Source organism: Lentilactobacillus raoultii (assembly GCF_900411375.1).
In the GTDB taxonomy this organism is placed as follows: domain Bacteria; phylum Bacillota; class Bacilli; order Lactobacillales; family Lactobacillaceae; genus Lentilactobacillus; species Lentilactobacillus raoultii.
Genome location: NZ_LS422984.1, coordinates 1 through 26,408, shown reverse-complemented (window position 1 = coordinate 26,408; position 26,408 = coordinate 1). Strand labels below are relative to the sequence as shown.

At 40.8% G+C, this 26,408-nt stretch carries 24 protein-coding genes and 2 tRNA genes; 6 read left to right on the top strand and 20 right to left on the bottom strand.

The window, feature by feature from the left end; genetic code table 11:
* The coding region (locus ED605_RS01640) for an IS30 family transposase (protein WP_121977198.1) at positions 1-290 on the top strand (290 nt) is incomplete at its 5' end.
* Between the two features lie 73 nt (positions 291-363).
* Here the strand turns inward: ED605_RS01640 and ED605_RS01635 are convergent.
* The 3 genes from ED605_RS01635 to ED605_RS01625 all read right to left on the bottom strand — a co-directional run bounded on the left by ED605_RS01635 (position 364) and on the right by ED605_RS01625 (position 4,673).
* Positions 364-2,457: a PBP1A family penicillin-binding protein gene (locus ED605_RS01635; RefSeq protein WP_121977197.1), complete on the bottom strand. Its 2,094-nt coding sequence runs from the start codon at positions 2,455-2,457 to the stop codon at positions 364-366.
* A gap of 141 nt (positions 2,458-2,598) precedes the next feature.
* Entirely contained in the window at positions 2,599-4,290 is a 1,692-nt protein-coding gene (argS, locus tag ED605_RS01630) for an arginine--tRNA ligase (RefSeq protein WP_121977196.1), read from the bottom strand.
* A 312-nt stretch (positions 4,291-4,602) separates the two neighbouring features.
* Positions 4,603-4,673, bottom strand: a tRNA-Gly gene (locus ED605_RS01625).
* 139 nt (positions 4,674-4,812) lie between these two features.
* Here ED605_RS01625 and ED605_RS01620 point away from each other — a divergent pair.
* Entirely contained in the window at positions 4,813-5,151 is a 339-nt protein-coding gene (locus ED605_RS01620; protein WP_121977195.1) for a YisL family protein, read from the top strand.
* 36 nt (positions 5,152-5,187) lie between these two features.
* On the opposite strand, the gene ED605_RS01615 is transcribed toward ED605_RS01620, so the two are convergent.
* Genes ED605_RS01615 through asnB form a run of 4 tightly spaced genes read right to left on the bottom strand, consistent with a single transcriptional unit; the run spans position 5,188 to position 10,632 of the window.
* Entirely contained in the window at positions 5,188-5,916 is a 729-nt protein-coding gene (locus ED605_RS01615; protein WP_121977194.1) for an aspartate/glutamate racemase family protein, read from the bottom strand.
* 14 nt (positions 5,917-5,930) lie between these two features.
* On the bottom strand, positions 5,931-7,181 hold the full coding sequence (locus ED605_RS01610) for a carboxylate--amine ligase (RefSeq protein WP_121977193.1): 1,251 nt from the start codon (positions 7,179-7,181) through the stop codon (positions 5,931-5,933).
* A gap of 4 nt (positions 7,182-7,185) precedes the next feature.
* Positions 7,186-8,739 carry a UDP-N-acetylmuramoyl-L-alanyl-D-glutamate--2,6-diaminopimelate ligase gene (locus tag ED605_RS01605; protein WP_191981328.1) on the bottom strand — a complete coding sequence of 518 codons (1,554 nt, stop codon included), beginning with the start codon at positions 8,737-8,739 and terminating at the stop codon, positions 7,186-7,188.
* A gap of 12 nt (positions 8,740-8,751) precedes the next feature.
* Entirely contained in the window at positions 8,752-10,632 is a 1,881-nt protein-coding gene (gene asnB, locus ED605_RS01600; protein ID WP_121977191.1) for an asparagine synthase (glutamine-hydrolyzing), read from the bottom strand.
* A 311-nt stretch (positions 10,633-10,943) separates the two neighbouring features.
* On the opposite strand from asnB, the gene ED605_RS01595 reads away from it, so the two are divergent.
* Positions 10,944-11,186 carry a hypothetical protein gene (locus ED605_RS01595; RefSeq protein ID WP_121977190.1) on the top strand — a complete coding sequence of 81 codons (243 nt, stop codon included), beginning with the start codon at positions 10,944-10,946 and terminating at the stop codon, positions 11,184-11,186.
* Between the two features lie 92 nt (positions 11,187-11,278).
* Here the strand turns inward: ED605_RS01595 and ED605_RS01590 are convergent, their stop codons facing one another.
* The 3 genes from ED605_RS01590 to ED605_RS01580 all read right to left on the bottom strand — a co-directional run bounded on the left by ED605_RS01590 (position 11,279) and on the right by ED605_RS01580 (position 12,781).
* A complete protein-coding gene (locus ED605_RS01590) occupies positions 11,279-11,719 on the bottom strand; it encodes a universal stress protein (protein ID WP_121977189.1) in 441 nt (146 codons plus the stop codon).
* A gap of 253 nt (positions 11,720-11,972) precedes the next feature.
* Positions 11,973-12,056, bottom strand: a tRNA-Leu gene (locus tag ED605_RS01585).
* Positions 12,057-12,082: 26 nt separating this feature from the next.
* Positions 12,083-12,781: a DUF2238 domain-containing protein gene (locus ED605_RS01580; RefSeq protein ID WP_121977188.1), complete on the bottom strand. Its 699-nt coding sequence runs from the start codon at positions 12,779-12,781 to the stop codon at positions 12,083-12,085.
* A gap of 131 nt (positions 12,782-12,912) precedes the next feature.
* Between ED605_RS01580 and ED605_RS01575 the strand changes: the two genes are divergently transcribed.
* Positions 12,913-13,368 carry a MarR family winged helix-turn-helix transcriptional regulator gene (locus tag ED605_RS01575; RefSeq protein WP_121977834.1) on the top strand — a complete coding sequence of 152 codons (456 nt, stop codon included), beginning with the start codon at positions 12,913-12,915 and terminating at the stop codon, positions 13,366-13,368.
* A 59-nt stretch (positions 13,369-13,427) separates the two neighbouring features.
* On the opposite strand, the gene ED605_RS01570 is transcribed toward ED605_RS01575, so the two are convergent.
* From ED605_RS01570 to ED605_RS01530, 10 genes are all read right to left on the bottom strand, one after another.
* The gene (locus tag ED605_RS01570) at positions 13,428-14,189 is read right to left on the bottom strand and encodes a serine hydrolase (RefSeq protein WP_121977187.1); all 762 of its coding nucleotides are present in this window, start codon (positions 14,187-14,189) and stop codon (positions 13,428-13,430) included.
* Entirely contained in the window at positions 14,186-15,076 is an 891-nt protein-coding gene (locus ED605_RS01565; protein WP_121977186.1) for a C40 family peptidase, read from the bottom strand. Before ED605_RS01565 ends, ED605_RS01570 begins: the two co-directional genes overlap by 4 nt.
* Before the next feature lie 148 nt (positions 15,077-15,224).
* A complete protein-coding gene (locus ED605_RS01560) occupies positions 15,225-16,310 on the bottom strand; it encodes a dipeptide epimerase (protein ID WP_121977185.1) in 1,086 nt (361 codons plus the stop codon).
* 17 nt (positions 16,311-16,327) lie between these two features.
* Complete coding sequence (locus ED605_RS01555) at positions 16,328-17,947, bottom strand: peptide ABC transporter substrate-binding protein (RefSeq protein ID WP_121977184.1); 1,620 nt, start codon at positions 17,945-17,947, stop codon at positions 16,328-16,330.
* Positions 17,948-18,075: 128 nt separating this feature from the next.
* Positions 18,076-18,624 (bottom strand): C39 family peptidase, encoded by a 549-nt coding sequence (locus ED605_RS01550; RefSeq protein ID WP_121977183.1) that lies wholly within the window; start codon positions 18,622-18,624, stop codon positions 18,076-18,078.
* Positions 18,621-19,733, bottom strand: a complete 1,113-nt coding sequence (locus ED605_RS01545) for a P1 family peptidase (RefSeq protein ID WP_121977182.1) — start codon at positions 19,731-19,733, stop codon at positions 18,621-18,623. The genes ED605_RS01550 and ED605_RS01545 overlap by 4 nt, the downstream gene beginning before the upstream one ends.
* A 58-nt stretch (positions 19,734-19,791) precedes the next feature.
* Complete coding sequence (locus ED605_RS14850; protein ID WP_263852920.1) at positions 19,792-19,920, bottom strand: hypothetical protein; 129 nt, start codon at positions 19,918-19,920, stop codon at positions 19,792-19,794.
* Between the two features lie 85 nt (positions 19,921-20,005).
* Complete coding sequence (locus ED605_RS01540; protein ID WP_121977181.1) at positions 20,006-20,707, bottom strand: CPBP family intramembrane glutamic endopeptidase; 702 nt, start codon at positions 20,705-20,707, stop codon at positions 20,006-20,008.
* An 18-nt stretch (positions 20,708-20,725) separates the two neighbouring features.
* Positions 20,726-22,594 (bottom strand): S53 family peptidase, encoded by a 1,869-nt coding sequence (locus ED605_RS01535; RefSeq protein ID WP_121977180.1) that lies wholly within the window; start codon positions 22,592-22,594, stop codon positions 20,726-20,728.
* Positions 22,595-22,629: 35 nt separating this feature from the next.
* Entirely contained in the window at positions 22,630-22,872 is a 243-nt protein-coding gene (locus tag ED605_RS01530) for a hypothetical protein (RefSeq protein WP_121977179.1), read from the bottom strand.
* A gap of 142 nt (positions 22,873-23,014) precedes the next feature.
* Between ED605_RS01530 and mscL the strand changes: the two genes are divergently transcribed.
* Both mscL and ED605_RS01520 read left to right on the top strand, forming a co-directional pair.
* Entirely contained in the window at positions 23,015-23,392 is a 378-nt protein-coding gene (gene mscL / locus ED605_RS01525; RefSeq protein ID WP_162919731.1) for a large-conductance mechanosensitive channel protein MscL, read from the top strand.
* 168 nt (positions 23,393-23,560) lie between these two features.
* Positions 23,561-26,278, top strand: a complete 2,718-nt coding sequence (locus tag ED605_RS01520; protein ID WP_121977177.1) for a glycoside hydrolase family 65 protein — start codon at positions 23,561-23,563, stop codon at positions 26,276-26,278.
* Positions 26,279-26,408: the final 130 nt, after the last annotated feature.

The window sequence follows — 26,408 nt, the reverse complement described above, 5'->3', positions numbered from 1 at the left end:
CGGCTTTTAACAGTATTACCTTTGACAATGGTGCTGAGTTTGCCAAACTTAATCAGGTAAAAGGCACTCGGATCTACTACGCTCATCCTTACTCGCCTTGGGAAAGAGGAACCAATGAAAACCACAATGGCCTTATCCGTGAGTACATTCCCAAAGGTAAATCACTTCACCACTACTCGAACACACAACTCCATCAGATTCAGTTTGCACTGAACCACCGACCACGTCGCATCTTAAACTACGCCACGCCTACCAAAGTCTTTAGTTCATACGATACTTTATTTGATTAGTTAACTAGACCACTATGAAGTAGTGTCTCCCAAGTGTTGCACTTGATTTGACAATTCGGGCAAAAAATCGTCTTTATTGGCCAAGCCACCTTTTAGCATCATTGAAAAAGTCCTTCGCTTTTTGACCGATCGTATTGGAATATTCCTCCGTTTTTTTCTGAATGGTATCCCAAAGATTATCGTGATGCTGTTCCTGATCATGAATGATTGTTTGAGCATCCTTCGTATCAAAACTGGAATTTTTGGTATAAGGCAACATCGTCTGCATTTCATTTCTAAATAACGCGCCCATCCCAGTACCACTCAAGTTTTCCAAATGGTGAGCTTGACTGGTACTGTCAAAGCCTTCCCAAGTTGCCACAACCAAATCCGGCGTATAGCCAACAATCCATTTATCTTTAGTTGCGTCAGAACTTCCAGTATCATCAGCTTCGGTACTTCCGGTCTTACCAGCCACTGAGTAACCATAAGGTTTCGCATCAGCTCCGGTACCATTATTGAAAACGCCAAGCATCATGCTGGTCATTTGTTTGGCAACCGATGCGGGCATAATTTGTCGGCCCTGTTGTTTAGCCGTATTATCAACAATCACTTTTCCAGTCGAATCAACGATCTTGCGGATGTAAAACGGCTTCATAATTTTACCGCCGTTTGCAAACGCTGTGTAAGCCCCTGCCATCTGTTGTGGTGAAACACCTGATGAAAGGCCGCCTAATGCCAGTGCCAGGTTCTTATCCCGTTTGGTGACCGGAATATTAAAATCTTTAACTGACTGATAGCCACGATCAACCCCGATTTGATTCAGTAACCAAACTGCCGGTGCATTCATACTTTGCGCAAGTGCCTCATACATCGGAACTTTCCCCTGATAAACATTATTATAGTTTTTGGGTGTGTAGTGATTGGTTCCATAAGACTTCTTTTTATCAACCAATTCCGAGTCGAAATGATAGCCGGCTTCAAGTGCTGGCGTATAAACTGCTAACGGCTTCATTGTTGAACCGGGTTGGCGCTTGATCTGAGTTGCACGATTATACCCACGAAAAACGTGCTGACCACGACCACCGACAACTGCCGTTACACCACCAGTTGTTGGCGAGACCCCAATTGAAGCGGCTTGAACTTCGGTTCCGTCGCTTGCATTCGTTGGAAAAAGCGTGTTGTTTTTGAAAGTCGTCTGCATTTGCTGCTGCTGCGATTGATTGAGATTTGTATAAATCCGGTATCCCCGATTCATGATTTCGGACTCGGTTAAACCGTATTTACTAATTGCCTCATCGATAACCGCATCAAAATAATAGGGGTACTTATAGCCATCTTTGCGAACATAAGTATCTTGAAGCTGAATTGGCGTCTTCTTATAATAACTTGCCTGAGCTTGCGTTAATTTATGATTTTCCACCATTAATTGAAGAACAACGTTTCGCCGCCACTTAGCTGCTTTGGGATGATCGATCGGATTAAACGCACTGGGTGAAGTTAACATCCCTGCCAAGACAGCTGCATCCGGTACGGATAATTGACTGGCATTTTCACCAAAGTATTTTCGCGAAGCGTCCTGAACACCCCAAACACCATTTCCAAAATAAGCATTATTCAAATACATCGTCAAGATTTCATTTTTTGAATAAACGTTTTCAACTTGAATTGCCAAAAATAATTCCTTAAATTTTCGGGTCATTGTTTGTTCCTGAGACAAATAGGCATTTTTAACCAATTGTTGCGTTAAAGTACTGCCACCACCGCTAATATAATTCCGGTGAAGTAATTTGTTTTTAAGTAACAGGAAGAAGGCTCGCCCAATTCCCTTAACAGAAAAGCCGTGTTCGTGATAGAAATTCCGGTCTTCAGTCGATAAAACCGCTTTGGGAATATTTCGAGAAACCTTGTTTAAGTGAACATAAGTCCCCTTTTGAGCATATAATTCACCCGCCCGGTGATTACTGGCATCCAAAATTTCGGTCGTTTTAGAAAGTGACGATTCCAGATTTTGAACATGTGCCGTTTTGGCAAGAAAAGTTAAATAAGTACTGCCGGCTAATATGATGGTTAAAAAAAAGACCACCAGCCATTTGATCAAATGAAATTTTCTACAAAACCGATTAATCTTCCTGAGAAGTGGCCAAAACCATTTTCGGGAAGATTTGGTTGAACGATTATTATTCATGAGATTCTCCTTTTGTAGATCCAATTCATTGTATCATATGTCTTAAATTCTCAAACTGTGATCCGAAAAATTTTAACAGGATTTAAAAAAGACCGACAATCACTGCCGGTCTTCGTTTAAATTATTCTATTGCAATCATTGTTACATCGCATCCGGTGCCTTAACACCAAGTAGATTCAGTGCTTCTTTCAAAACAATTGAAACTGATTTAACCAATGCCAAACGAGCTCCTAATTGATCATCTTCTACCAACACTTTAGAATGTGCATAATATTTGTTGAACGCCTTAGACAATTTCAAAGCGTATTTAGCAACTTCTGACGGCTCAAAGTCTTTGCAGGCACTTTCAACAACATCTGGAAATTCGTTTAAGGTTGTAACAGTTTCCCACGCAGCCGGGTCATCTACTGCCTTATTAGTGGTATGAAAATCAACTGACGAGGCTTTTCTCAGAATACTTTCTGCTCGAGCATGTGAATATTGAACATAAGGTCCGGTTTCGCCCTCAAACTTCAACTGATCTTCCAAAACAAAATCAATGTTATTAGTTCGCTCATTCTTTAGATCACCAAAAATAATGGCACCAACACCAACTTCTTTGGCAACCTGATCCTTATTTTCAAGGTCAGGATTCTTAGCTTCAATTTGTTTCTTTGCTAAGTTAATCGCATCATCAAGCACTTCATCCAGCAAAATAATTCTACCGGAACGGGTTGATAATTTCTTACCATTAACGGTAATCAAACCGAAGGGAATGTGATGCAGATTTTCAGCTGACGGCAGACCCATTTCAAGTAAAACCGCCTTTAACTGTTTAAAGTAATAAGTTTGCTCCGAACCAACAACGTAGAGGTTCATAGCCGGCTTATACGTCCGGTCACGATAAATGGCCGTTGCGATATCTCGGGTAATGTAAAGGGTTGCCCCATCACTCTTAAGAATCAGAGCAGGATTTAAGTCATATTTATCAAGTTTAACAACTTGAGCTCCCTGTGATTCAACTAACAGGCCCTTATCCTTTAAGATTTGAATCCCTTCATCCATTTTGTCATTGTAGAAAGCTTCGCCATTGTAAGTGTCGAAAGTAACCCCTAATTTATCATAGATCTTGTTGAAGGATTCCAATGAAACCCGACGGAACCACTTCCAGAGTTCTAGCTCTTCTTTGTTCCCGTCTTCCAGCTTCTTGAAAGTCTCTCGAGCTTCATCATCAAGCTCGGGATGCGTTTTATCTTCTTTATGGAACTTAACGTAATACTTAACCAGGTTATTAATTGGATCTTTCTTAACGTCTTCTTCATTGCCCCATTTTTTGTAAGCAACGATTAATTTACCAAATTGGGTTCCCCAATCACCTAAATGATTATCTTTGATTGGGTGATAACCGTTTTTCACTAATAATTTAGCAATTGAATTACCAATTACTGTTGAACGTAAATGGCCCATTGAAATTGGTTTGGCAATGTTTGGAGAGGACATATCGATTGGCACATTACCACCCTTGCCATTATCGTTTTGGCCATAGGTAGCGCCTTCTTCAATGATGGTGGTTAAAACTTCACTGCTAAACTTCCCCTTATCGAGAAAGAAATTAATGTAAGCACCCTTTGCCTCAACTTTTTCATAAGATGTTTGGTCAATTTTTGAAACCAAATCAGCCGCAATTTGATTCGGTGCTTTGTGAAATACTTTTGCCAGCGAAAAAGCCGGAAATGCCAAATCACCCATTGAAAGTGACTTGGGCTGTTCTAATTTTTCGTATACTTCAGCCGACGAAAGTTCATCATTTAAAACGTTTAAAATTGAATTCGTAACCTGTGCTTTATAATCCATATCGTTTCCTCCAAAAATTATGATCAGTAACCAAAAAATCCCTTACAACAAAAATTGTAAGAGACGAGTAACCCCGCGGTACCACTCTAATTGATATAACTATCCGCTCAGTGTATTAATTTTGATATTCTAAAAAGCGCGCTTCGTTAGGTAAGTTTCCCGGCTCACACCCTTCCGGAATCGCTGATAACTTAACGACTAACTACTGTTCTTTTATCGTAGAATATAATTTGTCACTTAATAATGATTTCAATGACAGTTTGACTATTTAAGTCGTACGATCGATCTTTTTTTAAAGATAGTTGCGTACGAAGCGGGTAACGGGAATCGGACCCGCGACACAAGCTTGGGAAGCTTGGATTTTACCACTAAACTATACCCGCACGTGAAGAATAACCAAGAAATATTATATCATGTCCCAGGTTATTTGTCACAAACATTTTTTAATATTAAAGAAAGGCAAAATTGATTGCAATTTTCACAAAGAGCCATGATACTGGTAATTAAAGAGGTGATCGTCACATGTGGGTGACACTGAATTACATGTGTTGGGCCATTTTAAGTCTTAATTTTATTTGGGGACTTACCCGAAAAATTAAAAAACGAGTCATTGATTCAATGATGATTTCCAGGTTGTTTTACTGGCTCATTGTAATCAGTCAAGTTGTGATCGGTTTGCGATCATTTCATCGCCATCCATTGCTTGTAGGCATTGGCGCCATCATAACACTTACAATCATTGCATTATCTGAAACTGCCTATGCTCGAAAGCAAGAGGTTAATTACACACCAAGGCTCCTTTGGTTTCTAGTCGCGTTAAGCATCATCAGCATTGGTATTCAAACAACGGTCAACTTTTAATTAAGTTGACCGCTGTTTACTCTTGCCAAATAACTATTAATCGACTGCTTTATCAGCCGTTTGACGATTCTTAAGTGCCAACTCAAGTGTTCGATCAGCCAAAACCGTTTGAGCATCGATGACTGGATATGGGTGATTACCCGCCCGTTGCTGAGCAACTGAAAGTTCAGTACAACCTAAAATGACAATATCACACGCAAGTTGATCGACCATTGTTGATAAAATGTGGTGGTATAAATCGGGATCAACCTGGTTTTTCCCTTTAATATCATCATAAATTAAAGTCATGGTTCCTTCTGCAGTCTTCTCATCAGGCTTTACTACTTCATAACCGGCATTCCGAATTTCACGGTCATAAATCCCGTCGTGCAAGGTACCGCGAGTTGCAATTAAACCAACCCGTTTAGCATCTGGCATCATATTTTTTATATCCTTAACAGTCTCACGCGGCATGTGCAAAATCGGAATCGAAGTTAGCGCCTGAAGATCATCAAATGCATAATGGGCCGTATTACAAGGAATTACAAAGAATTCCGGGCCCAACCGGCTTTGTTGACGAATATCTTCTGCCAAGGGAATGAACGGATTGGGCTTGCGGTGATCCAAAATATAATCCGTTCGATCAGGAACCGTTGAATGATTAATCAAAATATAATTCAAATAATCCTGGTCACGTTTTGCCGGCGTTCGTTCATTGAGAATATGAATAAAAGTTTCAGTGGCTTCAGTGCCCATTCCACCAATAATTGTAAAAAAGTTTTTCATTTTAAACTCAGTCCTTATTTGGCGACAAAATATCGTTGATAATCCTTAGCGTAATTGTGCATCATCCATTTATACAGTGCAAACCGACGGATGTTTTTATCTTTTGCGTACCAAAAAGTATCGCCATAACGGCCTTCAGAAATTAATTGCATCGCCTGTTTCTTAGCCGCGTTTTCTTTGGCATACTTTTCAAAAATTTTGGGCGTTACGCCTAACCAAAGAAAGTAATCTTGCGTATTCTGATTAGCATAAACGGTCTCCTGATTTTTTAGAGAATCGTCAACATAATCTTGAACCACCCAGTCTGCAAGATGATAGCCATTTAGCGTCACAAAGAAACTACTCCGACCAGTTCGTAAATTAATTTCAAACAATTTGTAAGAATGATCACGTGTATCAAATTTAATGTCGAAGTTGCAATAACCCGTAAACTTGATTTCTTCTAAGAATTTTTTCACACGATCATAAATATCTTGATTGTATTCCGGAACAATGGCTACGTAATTGCCAATCGATGCTGGAGCCGGGTCTTCCAATAAAGGATGGCCCAAGCACATTAGTTTAACGTGATGGAATCGATCTACGTAAACATTAAGTGTTCGCATATGGCTATCGTCACCTGGAATGAAGTCTTGGAGAATAAAATCAGATGTATAACCATTGGTGTAACTTTTAACCACAACATCTTTAAATTCAGCTTCATCTTGGATAATGAAAGCCTTTTTTCGTCCTTCAAAATGAATGTCCAGCCACTCAACACTATTTGCCGGTTTAAGTGCCACCGGGTAACCAAAAGGCTGCTCAATTGTTTCACCAGATTCATACATCTGTTTCGTGATAATTTTGGTCTTTGGATATGGCAATTGGTACCGATCACACATTTTGTAAAAATTTTCTTTGTTATTTAAGTGACGAAGCATGTCATAATCCACGTATGGGCAGACAAACACGTCTTCCAATTCTGCTTTGTGTTTAGAAATCAGTTCAGCATACCCATCACCACAGCCGATTAAAATAACGGGTTCTTGATGAGTTGCATACCGCTGTTTAATTTTTTTCATTTCATTAATCCAAACCGGATCTTCACTAAATCCGGGAATTAATTCCAAATCGACAATTTTGGTATAGCGAGTCGGTGCCAAGCTGACTTCAGCAAACGCCTTAACCGGCTTGCCATAAAGATCATAAAGGCTGCGGGCCATCCCGTAAACGTTAAAATCACTCCCCAATAAAACAGGCGTAAACTTCTTACTTTGATTAGTCATTAAACTATAATCCTTTCACTAAATTTGCCACAATTGTCGCATCACCGGGATAAGGCACATTTTTCCCATTTATTTTTTGAAAGGCGTCGTGTCCCTTGCCGGCGACCACCACCATATCGCCTTGTTGACTGTGGGTGACGGCCTGTTCGATGGCTGCTTGCCGATTAGCAATATAAGTGGTTTTCACCCGTTTAGAATCAATATGCGCAGCAATTTCATCAGCAATAACTTTTGGATCTTCGGTTGCCGGATCATCCGTTGTTAAATACGCAATATTGGCGGATTCATTGATTGCTTTTCCTAAGCCTTTCCGACGGTCAATTCCTTTATCACCGGTACTGCCGGTGATTACGATTACTCGGCCGGTCGGTGACTGCTTTTTCAAAAAAGTCAATACCGAGTGCAGGCTACCATAATTATGTGCATAGTCTACATAAATTGTACCATGACTTTGAGTCGGGTAAATTTCCATTCGTCCAGGGACCCTCGTATGAGCTAATCCATCAGCAATCTCGGCTGGTTTAGCGCCCATCATTGCACTGGTGATCGCAGCAGCGACGGCGTTACCTTCATTATAATCACCTGGAAGACTAATTTCATAAGTGCCATCAATACCAAGTTGCTTAGCCTTATCACTAATTGACGTAATTTTGATTTTATTTTCACTTAAAGAATCCGCCAACGATTCATATTCAATATCTTTGGGTAGTTGTGCATTTTGAGTTGATCCCTTACGATGATAGACAAAAATATCTTCCGGTTGACTGGTTGCTTTAGCTGTATAATAAACATCCACCATATGATCACTATCAGCGTTGATGACGCATCTTTTAGCATTCACCAGGAGCTGCTCTTTGCAGTGTAAGTAGTCGGCAAAAGTGGGATGTTCATTTCGGCCGATGTGATCCGGCGAAATGTTTAGGAAAACGCCGACGTCGTAATGGAGATTGTATACTCGCTGCTTTTTATAAGCCTGCGATGAGACCTCCATTACCAAGTGAGTCATTCCTTTTTGAAGTGCCTTGGTCATATTCGTAAAAAGGTCTAATGATTCCGGCGTTGTTAAACTGGACTTAATCACATCGCCGGAATGAGGACCAAGAACCGTATTGATTGTTGAAAACAGTGCCACTTTTCGATTATAAACATGATCCAAAATTGATTTGGTAAAGTAGGCCGAAGTGGTTTTCCCTTTCGTACCGGTATAAGCAATTGTCGGCAGATCATTCTGTGGGAACCCAAAAAATGCCGCACTTAAGAGCGACATTGCTTTTTGGATATTTTTAACGATGATTCCCGGAATTGCAATATTATCATACGGCTTTTCAGAAACGTATCCTTTGGCACCCCGTTGCTTTGCGTCTGCCAAGTAAGCTTCATGAAAATTTCCTTTGCAGAAAAACAAACAGTCATTTGAAACAGCCTTAGAATTATAGGCAATTGAATTAAAGCTTTGATCCAGACTGCTAAATTGACTCTTGATGAGTAAATCATGTTCCTTAAGAAGCATTAAAACTTCATCAACCGTAATTTGTGCCAAAATAGATGCACCTTCCATTTCATACAGATTCTAAATCTTGGTACGGTGAACCAATTTAACCGTTTCTTCAGTTGTGTCTTCTGGGAAGTAGACCTGATACCATAAGATAAACGTGTAAATAGTGAAGATTTTTTGCATATTTGACTTGCCTTCAGCGTGTTGCTTCAGGAGAAAGTCCAATTGCGACACGTTAAAGAATTTTTTAGCCGTATCAGAATGGAATTCATGTTCAATTCTCTCGTGATACTTTGGATCATTAATCCAACTGGCAATTGGTGATGGAAAACCAAGTTTTTCTTTTAAAGCGGTCTTTTTAGGCATTTCTCTTTCTGCAGCCGTTCGCAGAGCAATTTTAGTTTCTTCAGGTGTGATTCGGGTTTTAACCGGCATCGTTGCGGCAAAGGCTGCCACTTTTTTATCAACTAATGGCACCCGAACTTCCAATGAGTTACACATACTCATCCGGTCCGCCTTGTGTAAAATATCATAAGGCAGCCAAGTATTGATGTCGAAATATTGCATTTGCGTCATTTCATCCTTACCGGCAACATCGTCAAAGATGTGTTTGGTATAGGCACCTGAATCAACGTTTAGAGACGGATCTTTTAATACCTTTTGTCGATCATCGTAATTGAAAACGTAATTTACCCGATAGTATCGCTCACTCAACGGTTCAGCTCCCCGAACCAGGAAGCGTTTCCCATGAAATCTTGGCAACCTGCGGGCAATAGCAGCTAAGCCCTTTCGAACCGGTTTTGGCACGTATTTTTGATATCGATCAAACGGAATTGATTCTAGATACGTATTATAACCACCAAAGAATTCATCGGCACCTTCGCCTGATAGTGCTACCTTAACGTGTTTAGATGTTTCTTTTGACAAATAATAGAGTTGAATCGCGGCCGGATTTGAAAGCGGCTCGTCCATGTAATACATCATTGTTGGCAGGAAGTTAAAGTAATCATCACCATTCATATAAATTGGCGTATTTTTTTGTTTAATCGTTTTAGCGAATTCAGTTGACCATGCCAATTCACTGTATTTCGAATGATGGAAGCCAATTGAAAATGATTGAATCGGCTTCAGCTTAGCAGCTTCGTTTAATACATAACTGGAATCAATCCCACTGGAAAGAAAGCTCCCCACTTCAACATCAGCAATCATATGAGCCTTGACCGAATCATCAACGATTTTTTGAATTTGATCCGCATCACCCTGAATCGTTTGATTATTGTCGATATGATCATAATTGAATTTAAAGTAACGGTGTGTTTCGGTCTGACCGTCTTTATGAAGGAAATATTGACCGGGCAACAACTTATAAACATTTTTGAACATCGTTTCCCTGGAAGGAATAAACTCAAAGCTCAAATGAATTGGTAACAGCATTAAGTTCAGTTCCTTTTTAAAATTAGGATGTTCAAGAAATGCTTTAATCTCAGATCCCCAAAGAAAAGTCTCACCATCGTCATAATAATAAAGCGGCTTAATACCAAAATGATCTCGGGCACCAAACACTTCGTTTTTCTTCTTATCATAGATAACGAAGGCAAACATCCCCCTTAACTTTTGAAGAAGTTCTGGGCCCCATTCTTCATAGCCATAAACCAATACTTCAGAATCTACATCGGTTTTGAATCGGTATCCGAGATCACGCAGTTCCTCTCGAATTTCTTTATAGTTATAAATTTCACCATTAAAAGTCAAGACCTTAGTCTGGTCAGCGTTAAACATCGGCTGACGTCCATGGGCTAAATCAATGATCGAAAGCCGTCGGAATCCCATCGAGACGTTTTCATCCGCAAAATAAGCCTCATCGTCCGGACCACGGTGCTTGATTCTGTCCGCCATGTCATTGATGGTGCCTTCAGGAACATCTTTTTGGTTAACATAACCAACAAATCCACACATAATCAATTCCCCTTCTGTTTTTAAATCTAACTTTGTTAGCCTTAAACATCGAACATAACGGTTTTTATTTTATCAGATAACTTTCGCAGCTACCAGTAGTATAATGCTTTCTTAAAAAAGCATCCCTGAAAAAACGGTATACTTTCATACAAAACAGCTGATCAGTTGATGATTTTACCTTAAAAACCATTTATTCAGTTAATCACTTTTCAATCCCTTCCGCAACCAAAGCGCTTTGACTTTCATTTTAGCACTAATATACGGTATACTTAATTTAAGAGTATGGAAAAGTGTTGAAGGGAGTGGTACCTATGGATGAGATTGTCTTCTTTAACCCAGGGGACTCGATTGGTAATTTCCATGATCATAATGAAGCTGTTAAAACTGCTCAGATTTACAAGCAGCAACAACATGACAAGAAAGTATTAGTTGTGCACGGCGCTAATAACCAATCATTTGATATTTTTCTTGCTGATGATGCAATTACCCACAACAACGAGACATCCCATCAGAATCCCAAGGAAAAGCCTTATCGGGTTTCTGATCAACTATAATCATTAAATCAAAATTCAACCAAAAACAGTTCGTCTTGCACATCAGTGTTTGACGAACTGTTTTTATCTTTGTTTAAATGAATTTTCAATGACTAATCTTTAGCATTCACAACTAATACCCGAGTCGTTGCATTTCGAACAACATAAGCGGTGGTTGAACCAATTAGCAACCGGTTAAGCGCATCCACCCCGGATTTTCCAATCACAATTAAATCAATGCCATGCTGATCGGGATAAATATGTGCAATGATATTTTTAGGGTTGCCGACATCGGCCGCCGTTTCGTATGGAATGCCTTGTTCTTCGACGTACTTTTTAGCATCCGCTAAAATTTTTTCGGCCATTTTTTTCTGATCATCGTACATGCTGGGCGGCATTCCTGCAGCACCCGTTCCATAATAGAAGTTAGTATTATTAATAACTGTTAGCAAACTAAGCTTTGAGCCAAACTGCTTTGCTAAATTAACTGCTTCTTCCAAAGCCTGTTTTGAATTACGACTACCATCAAGTGGGACCATAATGTGTTCATACATAAATTATCACCCTTTCTTTGTAAGCGTAACCAACGTTCCACTTACTATTATAATGCCGTTTTTATAAAATAAAAGCAATTAGTAAGTCTGTAAATTATATAATCAATCACAAGCTGGCCAAATCATTTGACTAACAAGCGTCGTAACAATCATTAAGACCCGTTTTCATAAAGTCATCGTAACGCGGGAAAAACAAAGAACTTGCTAAACAACAATTAGCAAGTTCCCGGTATTTCTAGTGATTTAATTAAGATGCCCCAAGCAGGATTCGAACCTGTACTTGATTACTCAAACAGCGACCTGAACGCTGCGCGTCTGCCAGTTCCGCCATTGGGGCAACAAAACAACATAATTCATTTTACACTAGAAATTGTAATTTGAAAAGATGTTTTTTCGTTTGGATTTAAATACCAAAAATCGGCTGGCATTTGGATCACGTTTCATTAAAACATAGCCAATCACTGCCATTATCAAAGCACCAACTACGTCAGCAATTAAGTCCGTCATAGTATCCATTAAAGCCGCCCGGCCAATCAACATCTTCCCTGCCGCTGCATATCGCTGCAAGTTCAATCCACCTAATCCATCAGCAGTAAACTCGTAAAATTCCCAAAAGACACCACAAGTAACGCCAAATGCAAAGGCAAACAGGCTCATTAAAAATGGGGCCTCCCAAGCATTCCTTCTGGATTTAGAAATACCTTGAAAAACAGCATATCCCAGACCGGCTAACATAATCGCAGATAAAACGTGTTCATATTTGTCCCAATAAAGAACGCCGTAAAATTGCAAACCAGAACCCAGAAAAATCGACATATAAAGAAAGATATAAAAGAAAATTAACTCAACTTGTGGAAAATAAAAGTGACCAATTTTCTCGATCAAAAAAGGCAGTAAGGCAATGATGATGCCCACTCCGACTTCAATTAAAAGCAACTTTTGGTTTGAAAATTTGGGTTGTCCTTTAAAAAACCAATAGCCATAATATCCTAAGTAGCCAACCATTGAAATGATTGTCACGATACTAAGCCACGTGCTAAATCTTAATTTACTAATCTGCATTCTGTCAGTTTCCTCCTCAGCAAAGCCAGATAATCGACCACAATTTAATCGCTATTGAAATAAACGGCTTGCTTTTAAAGTAAAATCACTTACAATGATATTATACACTAAGAGAAACGGAGTTGGATCAGATGCAAGAAATACAACCAATCAGACTGGATACACAATTGTGTTTTCAGATCTACAGTGCTAATAAAAAATTTAATAAATTTTATCAAGATGCCCTAAGACCGTTCAACCTAACATACCCACAATACATTGCCCTATTAACCCTTTGGGAAAATGCGCCAATGTCCGTTAAGAAGATCGGTAAACACCTTAATCTTGACAGCAGCACCTTAACACCCTTATTAAAGCGTTTGGAGAGTCACGGTTGGATTACCCGGACCAGAAGCCCTCAAGATGAACGAACGGTCATTATTCAGCTAACTGATAAAGCCATGGATCAACGAGACGAGGTCTATGATCGCGTTAATAGTTGCCAAGAGTTGCTACATTTAACAAGTCAGGAAATTGACGACTGCACAGCAGCACTTAAAATGCTGGATGAGCATCTTGACGCATACAATAACCAAACAAATAATTAAAAGTTGTTTTAAAAAATGCTTCAATTGTCCGCCAATCGTTCGGATAATTGAAGCATTTTTTATTTGGCCAGCTGCATCAAATAAGTTGCACACAACTGGCCAACTTGATTAAACAAATGAATCGTATTGGCCCGATTCTTTGAGCCAAATGTTAATAATGCAATTGCGATCGAATGATTGCGATAGACAAACTTTGCCACATCATGATCAATTTGGTAGCCCTCACCGGTTTTATTAAAAACCTGAATGCCATTCCCAGATTCATCAAAAGCGCCAGGCAGTTTATAACGAAATTGCTGATTCAAAAACCACTGACGGGCAATGGGATATTTCTCTAAAATGGTTTCTAATAATGCTAAGCTTTCTGCCGGTGACGTATAGTTATCAATTCCCCTATTTAAAGCAGTTGTATCCATCAAGTATCGATTAAGACGGGTTTGACTGAATCCTGACACTTTTAAAAATTGATTAATTTTTGCCAATCCAAACTGATCAATCACCAAGTTGGTCGCTGAATTATCTGAAACACTAATCATTAATGACAATAAATCTCTTAGGGGTAACACTTTAACTGACAAAAGTTGAAGCACACCGGCACCGCCAACTAATAAATCCGGCTTAACCTTAATTAATTGTGTCAGGCTGGGGGCGTGGGCTAAAACGTCATTTAAAATCCCCAGTTTAATTAAAGAAGCTGACCGAAATGCTTGATTTGCATTAACAGCCAACTTCTGTTCATGATCAACGTTGATAACCAGTCCAACTCTCTGCGAACTTGTCGCCAACAACCGATTGATTTTTTGAAAGATATCTGTTGTCATCGCCAATATCTCCTAAAACCGGTAAATTCAGCCGCAAATTTAGGTTCAGTTAAATTAGCAATATCAACTGTTTTACCCGGTGTTCGCGACTCAATCATTTTACCTTGACCAATGTACATTCCAACATGATGAACATAGCCACGGCCATGATCATAAGCAAAGAAAACCAAATCCCCCGGCAAAATCGCCTCAGGGGCAATTGGCATGCCGCCTTCACGTTGATCATCTGCATCCCGTGGAATATCAAATCCGAGGACCCGATGCATCGTATACGCTAAACCAGAGCAATCAAACCCATAAGCACTAATGCCGCCCCATAGATAACGCATGCCTAAAAATTGCCGAGCCATTTCAACCATTGTTTCGCCGGCTGTCTGGCCTGTGAACGGTAACACCGCAGACTGCTTTTCAATATAACCCTTACCTAATGGCGTTACCACTTCAAGAAAGTCGCCATCAATTCCAGTCTCTGGCAAAACAGTTCCTAGACTAAGTTCCATCAGCGGCTGCTTACTTGCATTATACAATTTAGCAGTTTTGACTGCTACTCGAACGGTTGTTGTAACGGGAGGGTAAGTCACCTGTTGATCGCTTAGCAGTTTTGTCGGCACCCATCCAGGGTAACCCCTTGAATCCGAATCATCCTTTTGATCAACCACAAAAACCTTAGCCCAATCATTCTCAAAGTGATCAATTAAGACTTCATCATTAAACAATGCTTGAGTTTCTAACAGGTCATTATCGCTAAGAGCGATTGATTCTTCATCACTTAATTGCTTGACCCAGGCTTTTACATCTCCATTTAGGGCTGGCTTATCGACCGGTCTCGGTGATGTTTTCGATTTCCAAATCGTTGCCACAGGTACTTTAATCCGTCTTGTTTCCACCGTGACACCCCCAATTCATTTCCTATTATGATACCACGAATTAACTTTTCAATAAATCAGAACCCCTTGAACATCCTAAGGAAAAACCAATAAAAAATTTCAGCAATGTTAATCCCGGTTTGATTGTTGTTAATCAATTCAGTCTTCTCTACCGCGAACTCTTTGCAAAACCTAAGCCTGGTTGATGTGGCAAAAGCAGCTTTGCCCCTTGATTTATCACCCCGCCAGCAACGGGATTTTTTGAAAACATCATTGACGCATCCAAGTCAACATATTTCACGTTCTTTTTAGCAGCTGCCAGATGCGCTGCAGCAGTTACCGAAACAGAAGATTCAATCATACTGCCGACCATACAGGAAATTCCAGCCGCTTCGGCTAACGTATTAATCTTAAGTGCGTTATCAATTCCGCCAGCCTTCATTAACTTCAAATTAATTAAATCACAACCGTGTCGTTTAATCAGTCGTTGGGCATCACTAACAGAAAAAATACTTTCATCAGCCATAATCATTGTTTGCGTGTGAGTTGTCACGTATGCCATCCCATCAAAATCAGTCGCTAAAACTGGTTGCTCAACTAATTCAATAGCTAACCCCATTTCAGACATTCGGTTAATCGCAGCAACTGCTTGTTTGGGATGCCACCCTTGGTTGGCATCCAATCGCAATTTTATTGATGGCCCAACCGCTTTTCTGATTGCAGCGACCTTTTCAACATCAATTGTCTCAGTATCATTTCCCACTTTAATCTTCAATGTTGAAAAGCCGGCTGCCACCAGCTCCCTTGCTTGAGCAATCATATGCTCAGTCGTATCGACACTAACCGTGTAGTCAGTCGTTATCTGATCTGCGTAACCGCCCAATACTTGAAACAGTGGCGCTTGGTAGTGCTGAGCGATAAGGTCATTAACCGCAATGTTTAAAGCTGCTTTGGGACTTGAGTTATGAATCATCGCCTGATCAATCGTTGCCTTAATATCCTCAGAGTTAACCAATGATTTGCCAATTAATTGTGGGCCAATGATTTCTTGAACAGCTGCTTTGATACTCGAAGCACTATCGCCGGTAATCACCGGGGTTGGTGCGGCTTCTCCAAAGCCCACCAGGCCATCGCTGTCGGTTACCTTAACAATCAGTGTTTGAGCGGTCGTAACTGTCCTCAGTGCCGTCTTAAACGGCCGTTTTAACGGAACAGCCGCTTCACTAACGGAAATCTTTTTGATCACCGGTGTCATTCTCGTTAACTCCTCTCCTACTTAACGGATGCATCCTTGAAGTTATAATTTGCGCCAGCTGTATTATAGATCACACCCTTAACGCTCTTTTTGACCAGCCATTTTTCGCCGGATTGATAAAGTGGAATGATTGCTTGGTCTTTCAAGGCCAGATTTTGTGCCTTGACCATATCATTCCAACGAGCTTCAGCATTTCCACCATCATCGTTATTACTTGCGTCAATTAAACGATCATATTCAGCATTTTTCCACTGGGAAATATTGCTTGGGTTGGTCGAAGTTAAAATATTTAAGAACGTAATTGGATCCGAAAAATCAGCGAACCAATTAGCCACCGTTGCCTGGAATTGATGGTCTGCCTGTCTTGATAAAATAACCCGTCCCGGAATATTATTCAGCGTAACGTGTAATCCCGGCAATTTTTCGAGTGCACTTTGTAAATATTCACTTAACTGTTTTTGATCATACGTATCGGAATTCAACAGTGTAAAGTGAAGGGATTTACGGCCAACCTCCTGTAAGCCCTGTTTGAAAAGCTGTTTGGCTTCAGCAGGATGGTAGCCCATTGAAGTTGGCGCTGTGACGTCCTGAGTGAAGTCACTTCCATCCTTGGGTGAAACCGCCAAGTCTTTGGAAACAAAGCTGTCATTGTTAATTGCCCCACCGCCAATCACTTTATTAGCCAACATTGGTCGATTAATAATCATTGACATTGCTTGGCGAATCTTGAGGTTCTTAAAGACCTTGTTTTTTTGATTTAAAGCAATGTAATAGTTTGAAGATTGCTTTCGTGAAATAAGATCTTTATTATTTTTCATCTGCTTTGCCTGAGTAGCTGACAATTGCGCCATATCCAACTTATTTTCATTGAACAAGTTTAAGCCGGTTGAAGGATCCTTGGTGACATTAAACTTAACGTTATCAAGTTTAACGTGCTTTTTATCCCAGTATGTCGGATTCTTCTTTAACGTCCAGTTCAAATTAGTACCAGTCCATTGAGTCAATGTAAATGGGCCATTATAAACTTGTGTTTTGGCTGAAGTGCCATACTGACTCCCATATTTTTGAACGGTTTTTGAATCCTGAGGGAAGAAGACCGGAAAGCCCATCAATAGCTTGAAGTATGGAATTCGTTGTTCCAAGGTGACAGTCAATTGATAATCACCGTTGGCCTTAATGCCCAGTGATGAAACCGGGGCCTTTTTATTTTGAATCTTATCGGCATTTTTAATTCCTGAGAACAAGTAACCATACTGTGAAGCTGTCTTGGGGTTAAGTGTCCGTCGCCATGAATAGACAAAGTCATGCGCTGTTACCGGATCACCATTACTCCACTTGGCATTTTTTCGCAAATGAAAAGTATAGGTCTTGCCATCTTTTGAAACCGTTGACGACGTCGCGATTCCCGGTTCAACTCGACTGTCCTTTCCTAATCGAACCAGCCCTTCATCCACGTTGTTCAAAACATTAAACGTGCCAACCGCCGTTGTTTTCGACGGATCAACTGTGGTCAATTCGCTATCAGTCGAAGTCGTAATTGTTTCCTTCTGCTGACCGGATTTTTGCCCACAACCAACAAGAATTAGTGATGCGCCAGTAATACTGACCAGCGTTGCCATACTACGAAATAGATGCATTGCTAAATCACTCCTCAAAATATGTGCGATTCTTAACGAACCCCGCTTAAACTCTAATTTAGCATAAATATTATAAAAGAACAGGCTTTTTTAATGAAATTTGCATCAAGCCTGTCCTTTATTCTGATTTATTTAGTAAGTAAAACCGCCATTTGACGGGCATTATAACTAGCTTCAAAAGCTTTTTTCGATAACCAATATTTTCCATCAATCGGATCACTCACATGCACCTGATCATCACGCAGTCCATCCAATAAGACAGCGTGGTTGTTAACCGGGACCCGGCCGAACCAATAATTCTGCCACTGTGGCGGGTCAAAATGAACCGTGACATAGGTCAAAACCGGATTGCCATAAGCAACTGACTCAAATAACCAGTCAACGGTTGCCCCGCTTAAATCAGTCATTGGCCCAAATTGGCGTCCCCAATCCAGCAATGGCCGAGGAAAAATGGCTTCAAATTTATCGGGTTGGTTCTTAAAGGGAGAACCACCGAATCCCCGATATGGATTACCATCCCGACTAATCGGCATCGTCAATAAAAATTGGCCATAACTCATGTCTAGGGCCCGTTGGCGATAATGAAGTCCTGCCAACAAGCTGGCGGCCTCGCAACCGTTAATCGCTCCCCATGCCAATTGGTTAATATTGGGAACATTCAGTAAAACCGGCTTCATGACGACTTCACCCCTAACTGATTAAACACTTTCTTAACCATTTCCGTGTATTCAGGCTGTTCTTCTTTTAATTGTTCAGCCGCGTCAATCAGGCTCAATCGACGGCGGCCCTTTCGATCCACAATCGAAGTGGCATGCACCAACGAACTTAACACAGCCTCGTCGACAGCCGCCGCAGTTGCTCGGAAAAACAAATCAATCTGGTTATCATTAAACCGCGTCACCACATCAAATTGATTTTTACTGAAGTGATGAATCAAATTAGTTGTTGAAAACGCAAACACAATTTCACCACTGCCGTTACCAATAAAGCCACCCGTTCGGGTAATCCCAACGGTTGCCCGCTTTGCTAAGCGTTTAAGCTGCCTGGCGTTTAAAGGCGCATCCGTTGCTAAAATTGTAATAATTGAGCCATTTTCTTCTTTGGTCTTGTCAGCTGCAATTAAGCGGGCGAGCGGCTTGCCAATTGGCAGACCATTAATTACCAGATCATCTAAAAAGCCGTAATTGGTCATTACCAGACTTCCAACCGTGTAACGGTGTTGGCGATCAACCGTTACCAGTCTGGACGATGACCCGATTCCGCCCTTTAAGTCATAACACATCATGCCGCGGCCAGCACCAACAGCCCCCTCTAAAAACTGACGGCCAACTGTATCCAGTGCCTGATTAACCGCCGCTTCTGTTAACCGCATTCGTCGAATGTTCGATACATCACCATCATTACATTCAGCGACAATCGGGTTAACTGTACTGGTGGTATCCCCAATTTCAGGGTTTTCAGCCAGCAGACGGCGTGTCAGTGCGTTAATCGCTGTGCCAACGCCAAAAGTATTGGTTAAAAGAATCGGCGTTTCAATTGTGCCCAATTCGTCAATCTGGACTAAGCCGACACTTTTGCCAAACCCGTTAATCACATAACTGGCAGCCGGAACCTTTTCGCGAAAAAGGTTTCCGGGATGCGGTAAAATCGCCGTGACGCCAGTATGAACATCCCCATCATCAATTGTTACCTGACCAACCCGCACTCCGGAAACATCGGTAATGAGGTTCAAGTGGCCTTTAACCGCCTGTGAAATATCATTTAAAAGTGGTTTATCCAAGCCCATTTTTCAATCCTCCTGTCAATCACTAGTGTAACGTATCTTTGATATACTTAAAAATTTACTAATCAGTTACGAGCGTAATATCGGGATACAAGGAGCGCAATTTAATGCGGGCATCCGCGGTTGTGAACTGCCAATGAATCGCTTTTTTCGCATCGGTCAGGGTAATCTGATATTTAATGGGGCGCATCGATGATCATTCCTTTAACTTTTTCCCCAGCATATCAAGAAACGACGATTATCACAATAATTTAGCTTTTCAAAGATACGTTACACTAGTGATTCGTCAGACTGACCTGCAAAATCATCATGCCCATTGCAATTAAATTATTCAAGAAATGTAGCCCAATTGGCACCCTGATATCATTTGTTCGAATATATAGAAAAGCCAGGATACCGCCTAAGCTTGCATATACCAAGAAACTAAAAATGTTTAAATCTTCCATATGGGGAATCGCAAATAATACGCCACTGACAATCATTGGTGCTACTTTTGCATTTCGCTTAAAAAATGCCCCTATTAAGAAGCCGCGAAAAACGGTTTCTTCCAAAATTGGTGAGCAAAACACGGCTGTAACCCCCATTAAAATCAGGGTTAACCGATTTGAGCTCATCAGTTGATAAATCACGTCATTATTAGCCGTTGATTGCTGATGATAGACAGCTTGATTGAGCAACTGCAAAATCACCTCAATTGCCAGGAATGCACCATAAGCCATGAAAATCATCGAAATATTCCGACCGGTAAATGATCGTTTTGGTGGCTGCACATATTTGCGATAACAATAAATCACTACCGAAATTGCTACCCCAAAGCCAACTAAATAACCAGCGGCCGCAATTAGATTTCCCAGTTGGGAATAGTGGCCGATAAAGCTCAATGGAATTTGGACAATTAAGACAATCACAACCAGCCCGATGAAGACAAATATCCGTTCAAAATAATCGCCTAAAGTCAGTCGTCGATTTTCATTCATAAATTTCCATCCTTTACATTATTTTCCTGCTGCTGCAAATAATTTATCCAGTTTATCAAAATTAACCGTCCCTAAACCGGTTGCCTGATTATATCGCTTTCCTGGTTGACCAGTATAGAACAAATTAGTATTGTTGGTCCGACTATCCAGAACTGTAAACGGCGAATTGCTTTGGGCAGCAAACCGATAAATTTGAGGGTTCCAAAATCCTAATCGTCCTGATGAATTATTTGACATCAAAACACTGGCTGCTGCCATTTGAGGTGCCACAACACTTGTGCCGCCCGTGACTTCCCATTCACCCGTCGCCGAAGAATCACTCTTAGGTGTGATAAAGACTGAATAACCGGTATTGGGATCCGCATTGGCAGCTAAATCAGGCATATTACGGCCCTTACTTTTTCCGCTAACGTTAGCCGGTGTTGTTAGTAATTTGGCATTACCGTTTTTGAATGACCAGAGGCGCGTTGCATCATAGGTACCAACGCCGCTAAAGCCAGCTTGATACTTCGGGACGGCATTATATTTACTAAAGCCGCCACCACCGCCGGCAAAGAAGGCATCCACCCAATTCTCAAACCCATTAATTTTTTGATCTTTGTAAAACGGATAGAGAAATTCAGCTCCCCAAGCCCGTTCACTGGTCACTTTAATGGTTTTGTTATCGGACGTATAAGTCCGTGGCAAAGTTGTGCCGCCGACAGTCGTTACGTAAGGTGAATTAGCCGGCGTATCAACTGATAGGGATGTGTCACCGCCAGAAATGGCATCATAGGCACCGTTATCGCCACTAGCCGCAAAAACACTTATCCCTTGAGCAGCTGCTTGTTCAAACAGTAAGTTCATAATCTGGTTATATTTTGTAGGTGTCACACCCTGTTTGATTTCATAAGCTACTTGTGCTTCACTCTGTCCCCAACTAAGGGAAAGCACATCGACCACATTTTGACCAACCGCTGCTGCTAACGAATTCACCATGCCCGTAATATCCGATTTGCCAATGTAGGTCCGAATATTACTGTCCGGCGCAATGGCTCCAGCCTGCTCAACATCCGTTGTGGTTTCATTGTAGCCGTCCCACGACCCTTTATAACCGTTGGTCCGGTAAGTACTTAACCGATTGTTCTTAACATCAATTCCCATCCCATTCCAATAGCGGTAAGCATCACTTGGATGGTAATTGGCAAATGAAATAACGCCAATGGTTTTACTTCGCCCGGTCGAACCGTTTTGATAAAGTGAAGAAACCCCATATCGGTTTACAAATTTAGTTGGTGAGTAATGCTTCGTCAGTTCACTCTGACTTAGCCCGCTTGCGGCTCTGGTATAAAGTGAGGAAGGCCGAAATTCTCGAGTGCTTTTTGAAACCGTCGAGTAATTTGATAACCCCATGATTGCCAAAACCGAATGGGACACTGATTTAGGCAAACTGGGTTTCTTAGTCGTTTTCTGATAAGCTATTTTTTTATTCTTGGTGACGTTAACCAGCTTAACTTTGAACGCTTTTTGAATATTTTTAGTCGATCCCTTGACCACCATCACTAAATTGCCGCGATATACCGCGGACTTCAAATGGTGTTGTTTTAAGTAGTGCTTTAATTTCTGAATATTTTTGGTTGGCTGGCCAAAGCGGCTCGCAAAGTCACCAGCCCCAACAAATTTATGATAATTGCTGTTTGCCGGATCCACCGTTTCGTAAACAAAGCGATTTAAATTAGTCTGGCTTTTGGGCTTTAAAACCACATCAACTAGTTGTTGTTTGTGATTCGAAACAGCAACGGCCTTCGTTTTAGCTGAAACAGAACTTCCACTCATTCCCATCAGGGCTGAAAAGGCAATCCCGGCAACAGCCGTCACAATTAATTTTTTAAGTAGTTGTTTTTGCATTATTTCTATCTCCTAGAATCAGACCATTTTTATACCTATTCTTTTGAGGTCCGCTTGACTTGTTTCTTAGCAGCTTCTTCCAATGCCGCTTTCTTTTGATCTCTGCTTCGAACAATTGAAACAACTAGTGGGGTAATCACCAAGTGCATTACGACAAAGGCCCCAACCCAAATCGCAATAAACTTAAACGATATCCAAGCCGTTCCACGGGTTAAATAAAACGCAGCGGTCAGGATGAAAACTATCAACAGTAAGGTTAAGCCAATATTCTTCTTCATTTTAAATCAAACATCCCTAATTTTTGAATTCCATTAATTTCCATTAATTAATTATCTCATAGTCACAATTTGTGACCGGTTCCTGTGTCAAGTATAATTGATGTAAATACCATAACACAAGCTTAACCTGGAGGTGAAGACATTGTTGAAAGAATTTAAAACATTTATTTCACGTGGCAACGTCATCGACTTAGCAGTTGGGGTGATTATTGGTGGGGCTTTCACCGCAATTGTGACCTCATTAACAACCAATTTGATTAATCCGTTTATTGGGTTGTTTTTAGGTCAAATTGACCTGTCGAATCTCGCCCTGAGAATCGGCGATGCAACGTTTAAGTATGGCGCTTTTCTTAATTCGATTATCAATTTTTTGATTATTGCCTTTGTCGTTTTTTTACTGATCAAACTCATCAACCGAATTATCAAAAAGAAGCCGGCTGAAGTCGTGCCGGATAAAAAAGAACTTTTACTGGAAGAAATCAGAGATCTCCTGAAGGAAGAAAATCGCTCTCCAAAATAATTCGATGGCCTGATTCAATAAAGGCCAAGGTGACACCTTGAACTAACTCTCATCTTTACTCTGTGGACTCTTCAAGACGCCAATTCATTGCGATTCGAAGATCTTTGTTCTAGAATTAAGGTATTAGAAAAGTTTTATACTGTCAAAAATTCGAGAAGAGGTTTTGTTATGAGAACGTTTGCTATCAGGGCCCGCGACGGGGTCATGGAATTAAATTATTCAGAAGATTCCAATAAACCGCCCTTCAGAAAGTTCATGATCACATACAACCCCAAATTTTCAATTGGCGATAATCTTGAAAATATTAAAGCTGCCTTAACTGGTTTACCAGTTGACGCTGCAATTATCGAAAACTCACTTAATTACGAGTTTTCCGATACAATTATCGGCATTAATCATCAAAAGATCGATATTGGTTTGGCCATTGCGAACATGATGAATGTACCAGTTGTTAATTTGAATAAGGTCAAAGAAGTCGGCTTGCAAAAGGCCGTTGCAGAAAAGGCCGATTACTTAAAATGGCATTTGGATTACTACGGCGAATACAGTGGCAAGCGAAACTACGGCCAAGAAGCGATGTTGACAATTGGTAACGGTTATTTTGGGTTACGAGGTGCTTACGTAGAAGCTAATGCGGACCATGATAACTACCCGGGCATGTACGTAGCCGGCGTTTACAACCAGCTCACCACCAATATTAACGGTCGAGACGTTGTTAATGAAGATTTAGTTAATTTACCAAATTCCCAATACATTAGTTTTGGCGTTGATCATCAAAAACCATTTACGATTAAAAAAGAAGATATTCAGGATATCTATCGCAGCCTTGATTTAAAAACCGGTGTGCTGACAACGACACTTCATATTCAGTTGTCAACCGGCCATATTTTAGAGGTTAAAGCAACTAAAGTAGCCAATATGACCCACTGGCACCGATACGCAATTAAGTATGAAATCAAGCCAATCAATTTTTCAGGCAGCCTACAAATTTACTCAGAAATTGATGGCAGCGTCATAAACGGTAACGTTGCGCGATACTCAGACTTTAACCAACACCATTTGGATATTATTGGCATGTCAGCTCATGATAATCAAATCTCAATGAGTGGCCAAACCAAAACCTCAAAAGTTGCTTTTGTAATCAATTCAAAATTGACCAGTTCAAACGTGAAGACAGCTGGTGCTATTAATACCGATACCGAAAACCAGGTCATTCGACAAACACTCAGCTTCAACGTTGAACCGGAAGAAAGTTATGAGTTTGAAAAATGTGTGTCGATTTTCACGGGCAAAAGTGATGACGACACCCTTGAGAGTGCTGCCCAAAAGGAACTGAATGCCTCATCGTTCCAAGATACCTTAGCGGACAGCCAGAAGTTCTGGAAAAACGTTTGGCACAAATCAGATATTAAAATTGATAATGATATTACCAGCCAAAAGCTGACGCGGGTTAATATTTATCACTTACTGGTAACCGGAGCGGCACTGGCATCCGGTAAACTCGATGCTTCCGTTGGTGCGCGTGGTCTGCATGGTGAAGCCTATCGGGGTCATATCTTTTGGGATGTCACGTTTGATTTACCGTTTTACGCCTTACACTATCCGGCAATCGCCAGACAATGTCTATTATATCGTTATCGTCGCATTGATGAGGCTAGAAAGTACGCTAAATCAGAGGGTAAAGAAGGCTCGATGTATCCTTGGCAGTCTGGGATGTACGGTGATGAACAATCTCAATTTGTTCACCTTAATCCAGTAAGTGGCAATTGGGATCCGGATAATAGCCGATTGCAACGGCACGTGTCAATCTCCGTTGCCTATGATGTTTTGAAATACGTCCAAATTACCGGTGACACTGACTTTATGGCTAATTATGGTTTGGAAATGTTGCTATCAATTTGCAAGTTCTGGGTCAGCATGGTTTCTTACGATAAAAAAGCCGACCGCTATGATATTCATAATGTGATGGGGCCAGATGAGTTCCATGAGGAGTACCCTAATGCAGACGAACAAGGGCTGACAAACAATGCTTACACTAATATCATGGTTTCCTGGTTATTTGACAAGGTAGCAACGTTGGTTTCGAAACAAAAAGCTGATGTCTTAAAGGCAGCTAATCAAAAAGCAGGCACCAATGATCAACTGTTAACCCAAATGGCTGACATCGCCCACAAACTGCGATTAGATATTAATGAAGAAGGCATTATCGGCCAATTTGCCGGCTACTTCAACCTTTCCAAGTTAAACTTCGATTCGTACCGTAAAAAGTACGGTGATATTTCAAGAATCGATCGACTTCTGAAAGGCGAAGGCAAGTCACCGGATTCTTATCAAGTTGCCAAACAGGCAGATACGCTAATGGCCTATTACGAATTACCAGTCTCAGAAGTTGAAGATGTTATTACCAGATTGGGATACAAACTACCGGCCAATTACTTTACAAGTAACTTACGCTTTTACTTGGATCGAACCACCCACGGGTCCACATTATCAAGAATTGTTTATTCGGTTCTGGATGAAATGGATGGCAATATGGACCAGTCCTGGCAGCTGTTTTCGACAGCCCTCTTCTCTGATTACTATGATATTCAGGGCGGCACGACCGCTGAAGGGATTCACTTAGGTGTCATGGGCGCCACACTTCAAATTGAGACTGGTTGTTACGGTGGCATTCGGTTTAACCATGATGAAGTATCCGCTGAGCCACATTTACCGCAACACTGGCAGAAGATTTCCTTTAAGCAAACTTATCAGGGAATCAATTATCAATTTAGCATTACCCACCATGATATCATCGTAACGGCTGATGCTGATTCCCATATCAAGGTAGCTGGTAAAGATTATTCCCTTACTAAAAATAAAGCAACGACAATTTCTTACAAATAATTTGGTAATGTCCAAAGTTCTATGAAAACTTACTCGTGACCAAGTTTGTACCTAGGTTTGTACTTTTCGTCAGGCTGCGACCAACTGCGGGGCGTCAAATGCCCTTGACAAGCCACGCAATGGGTTGCGG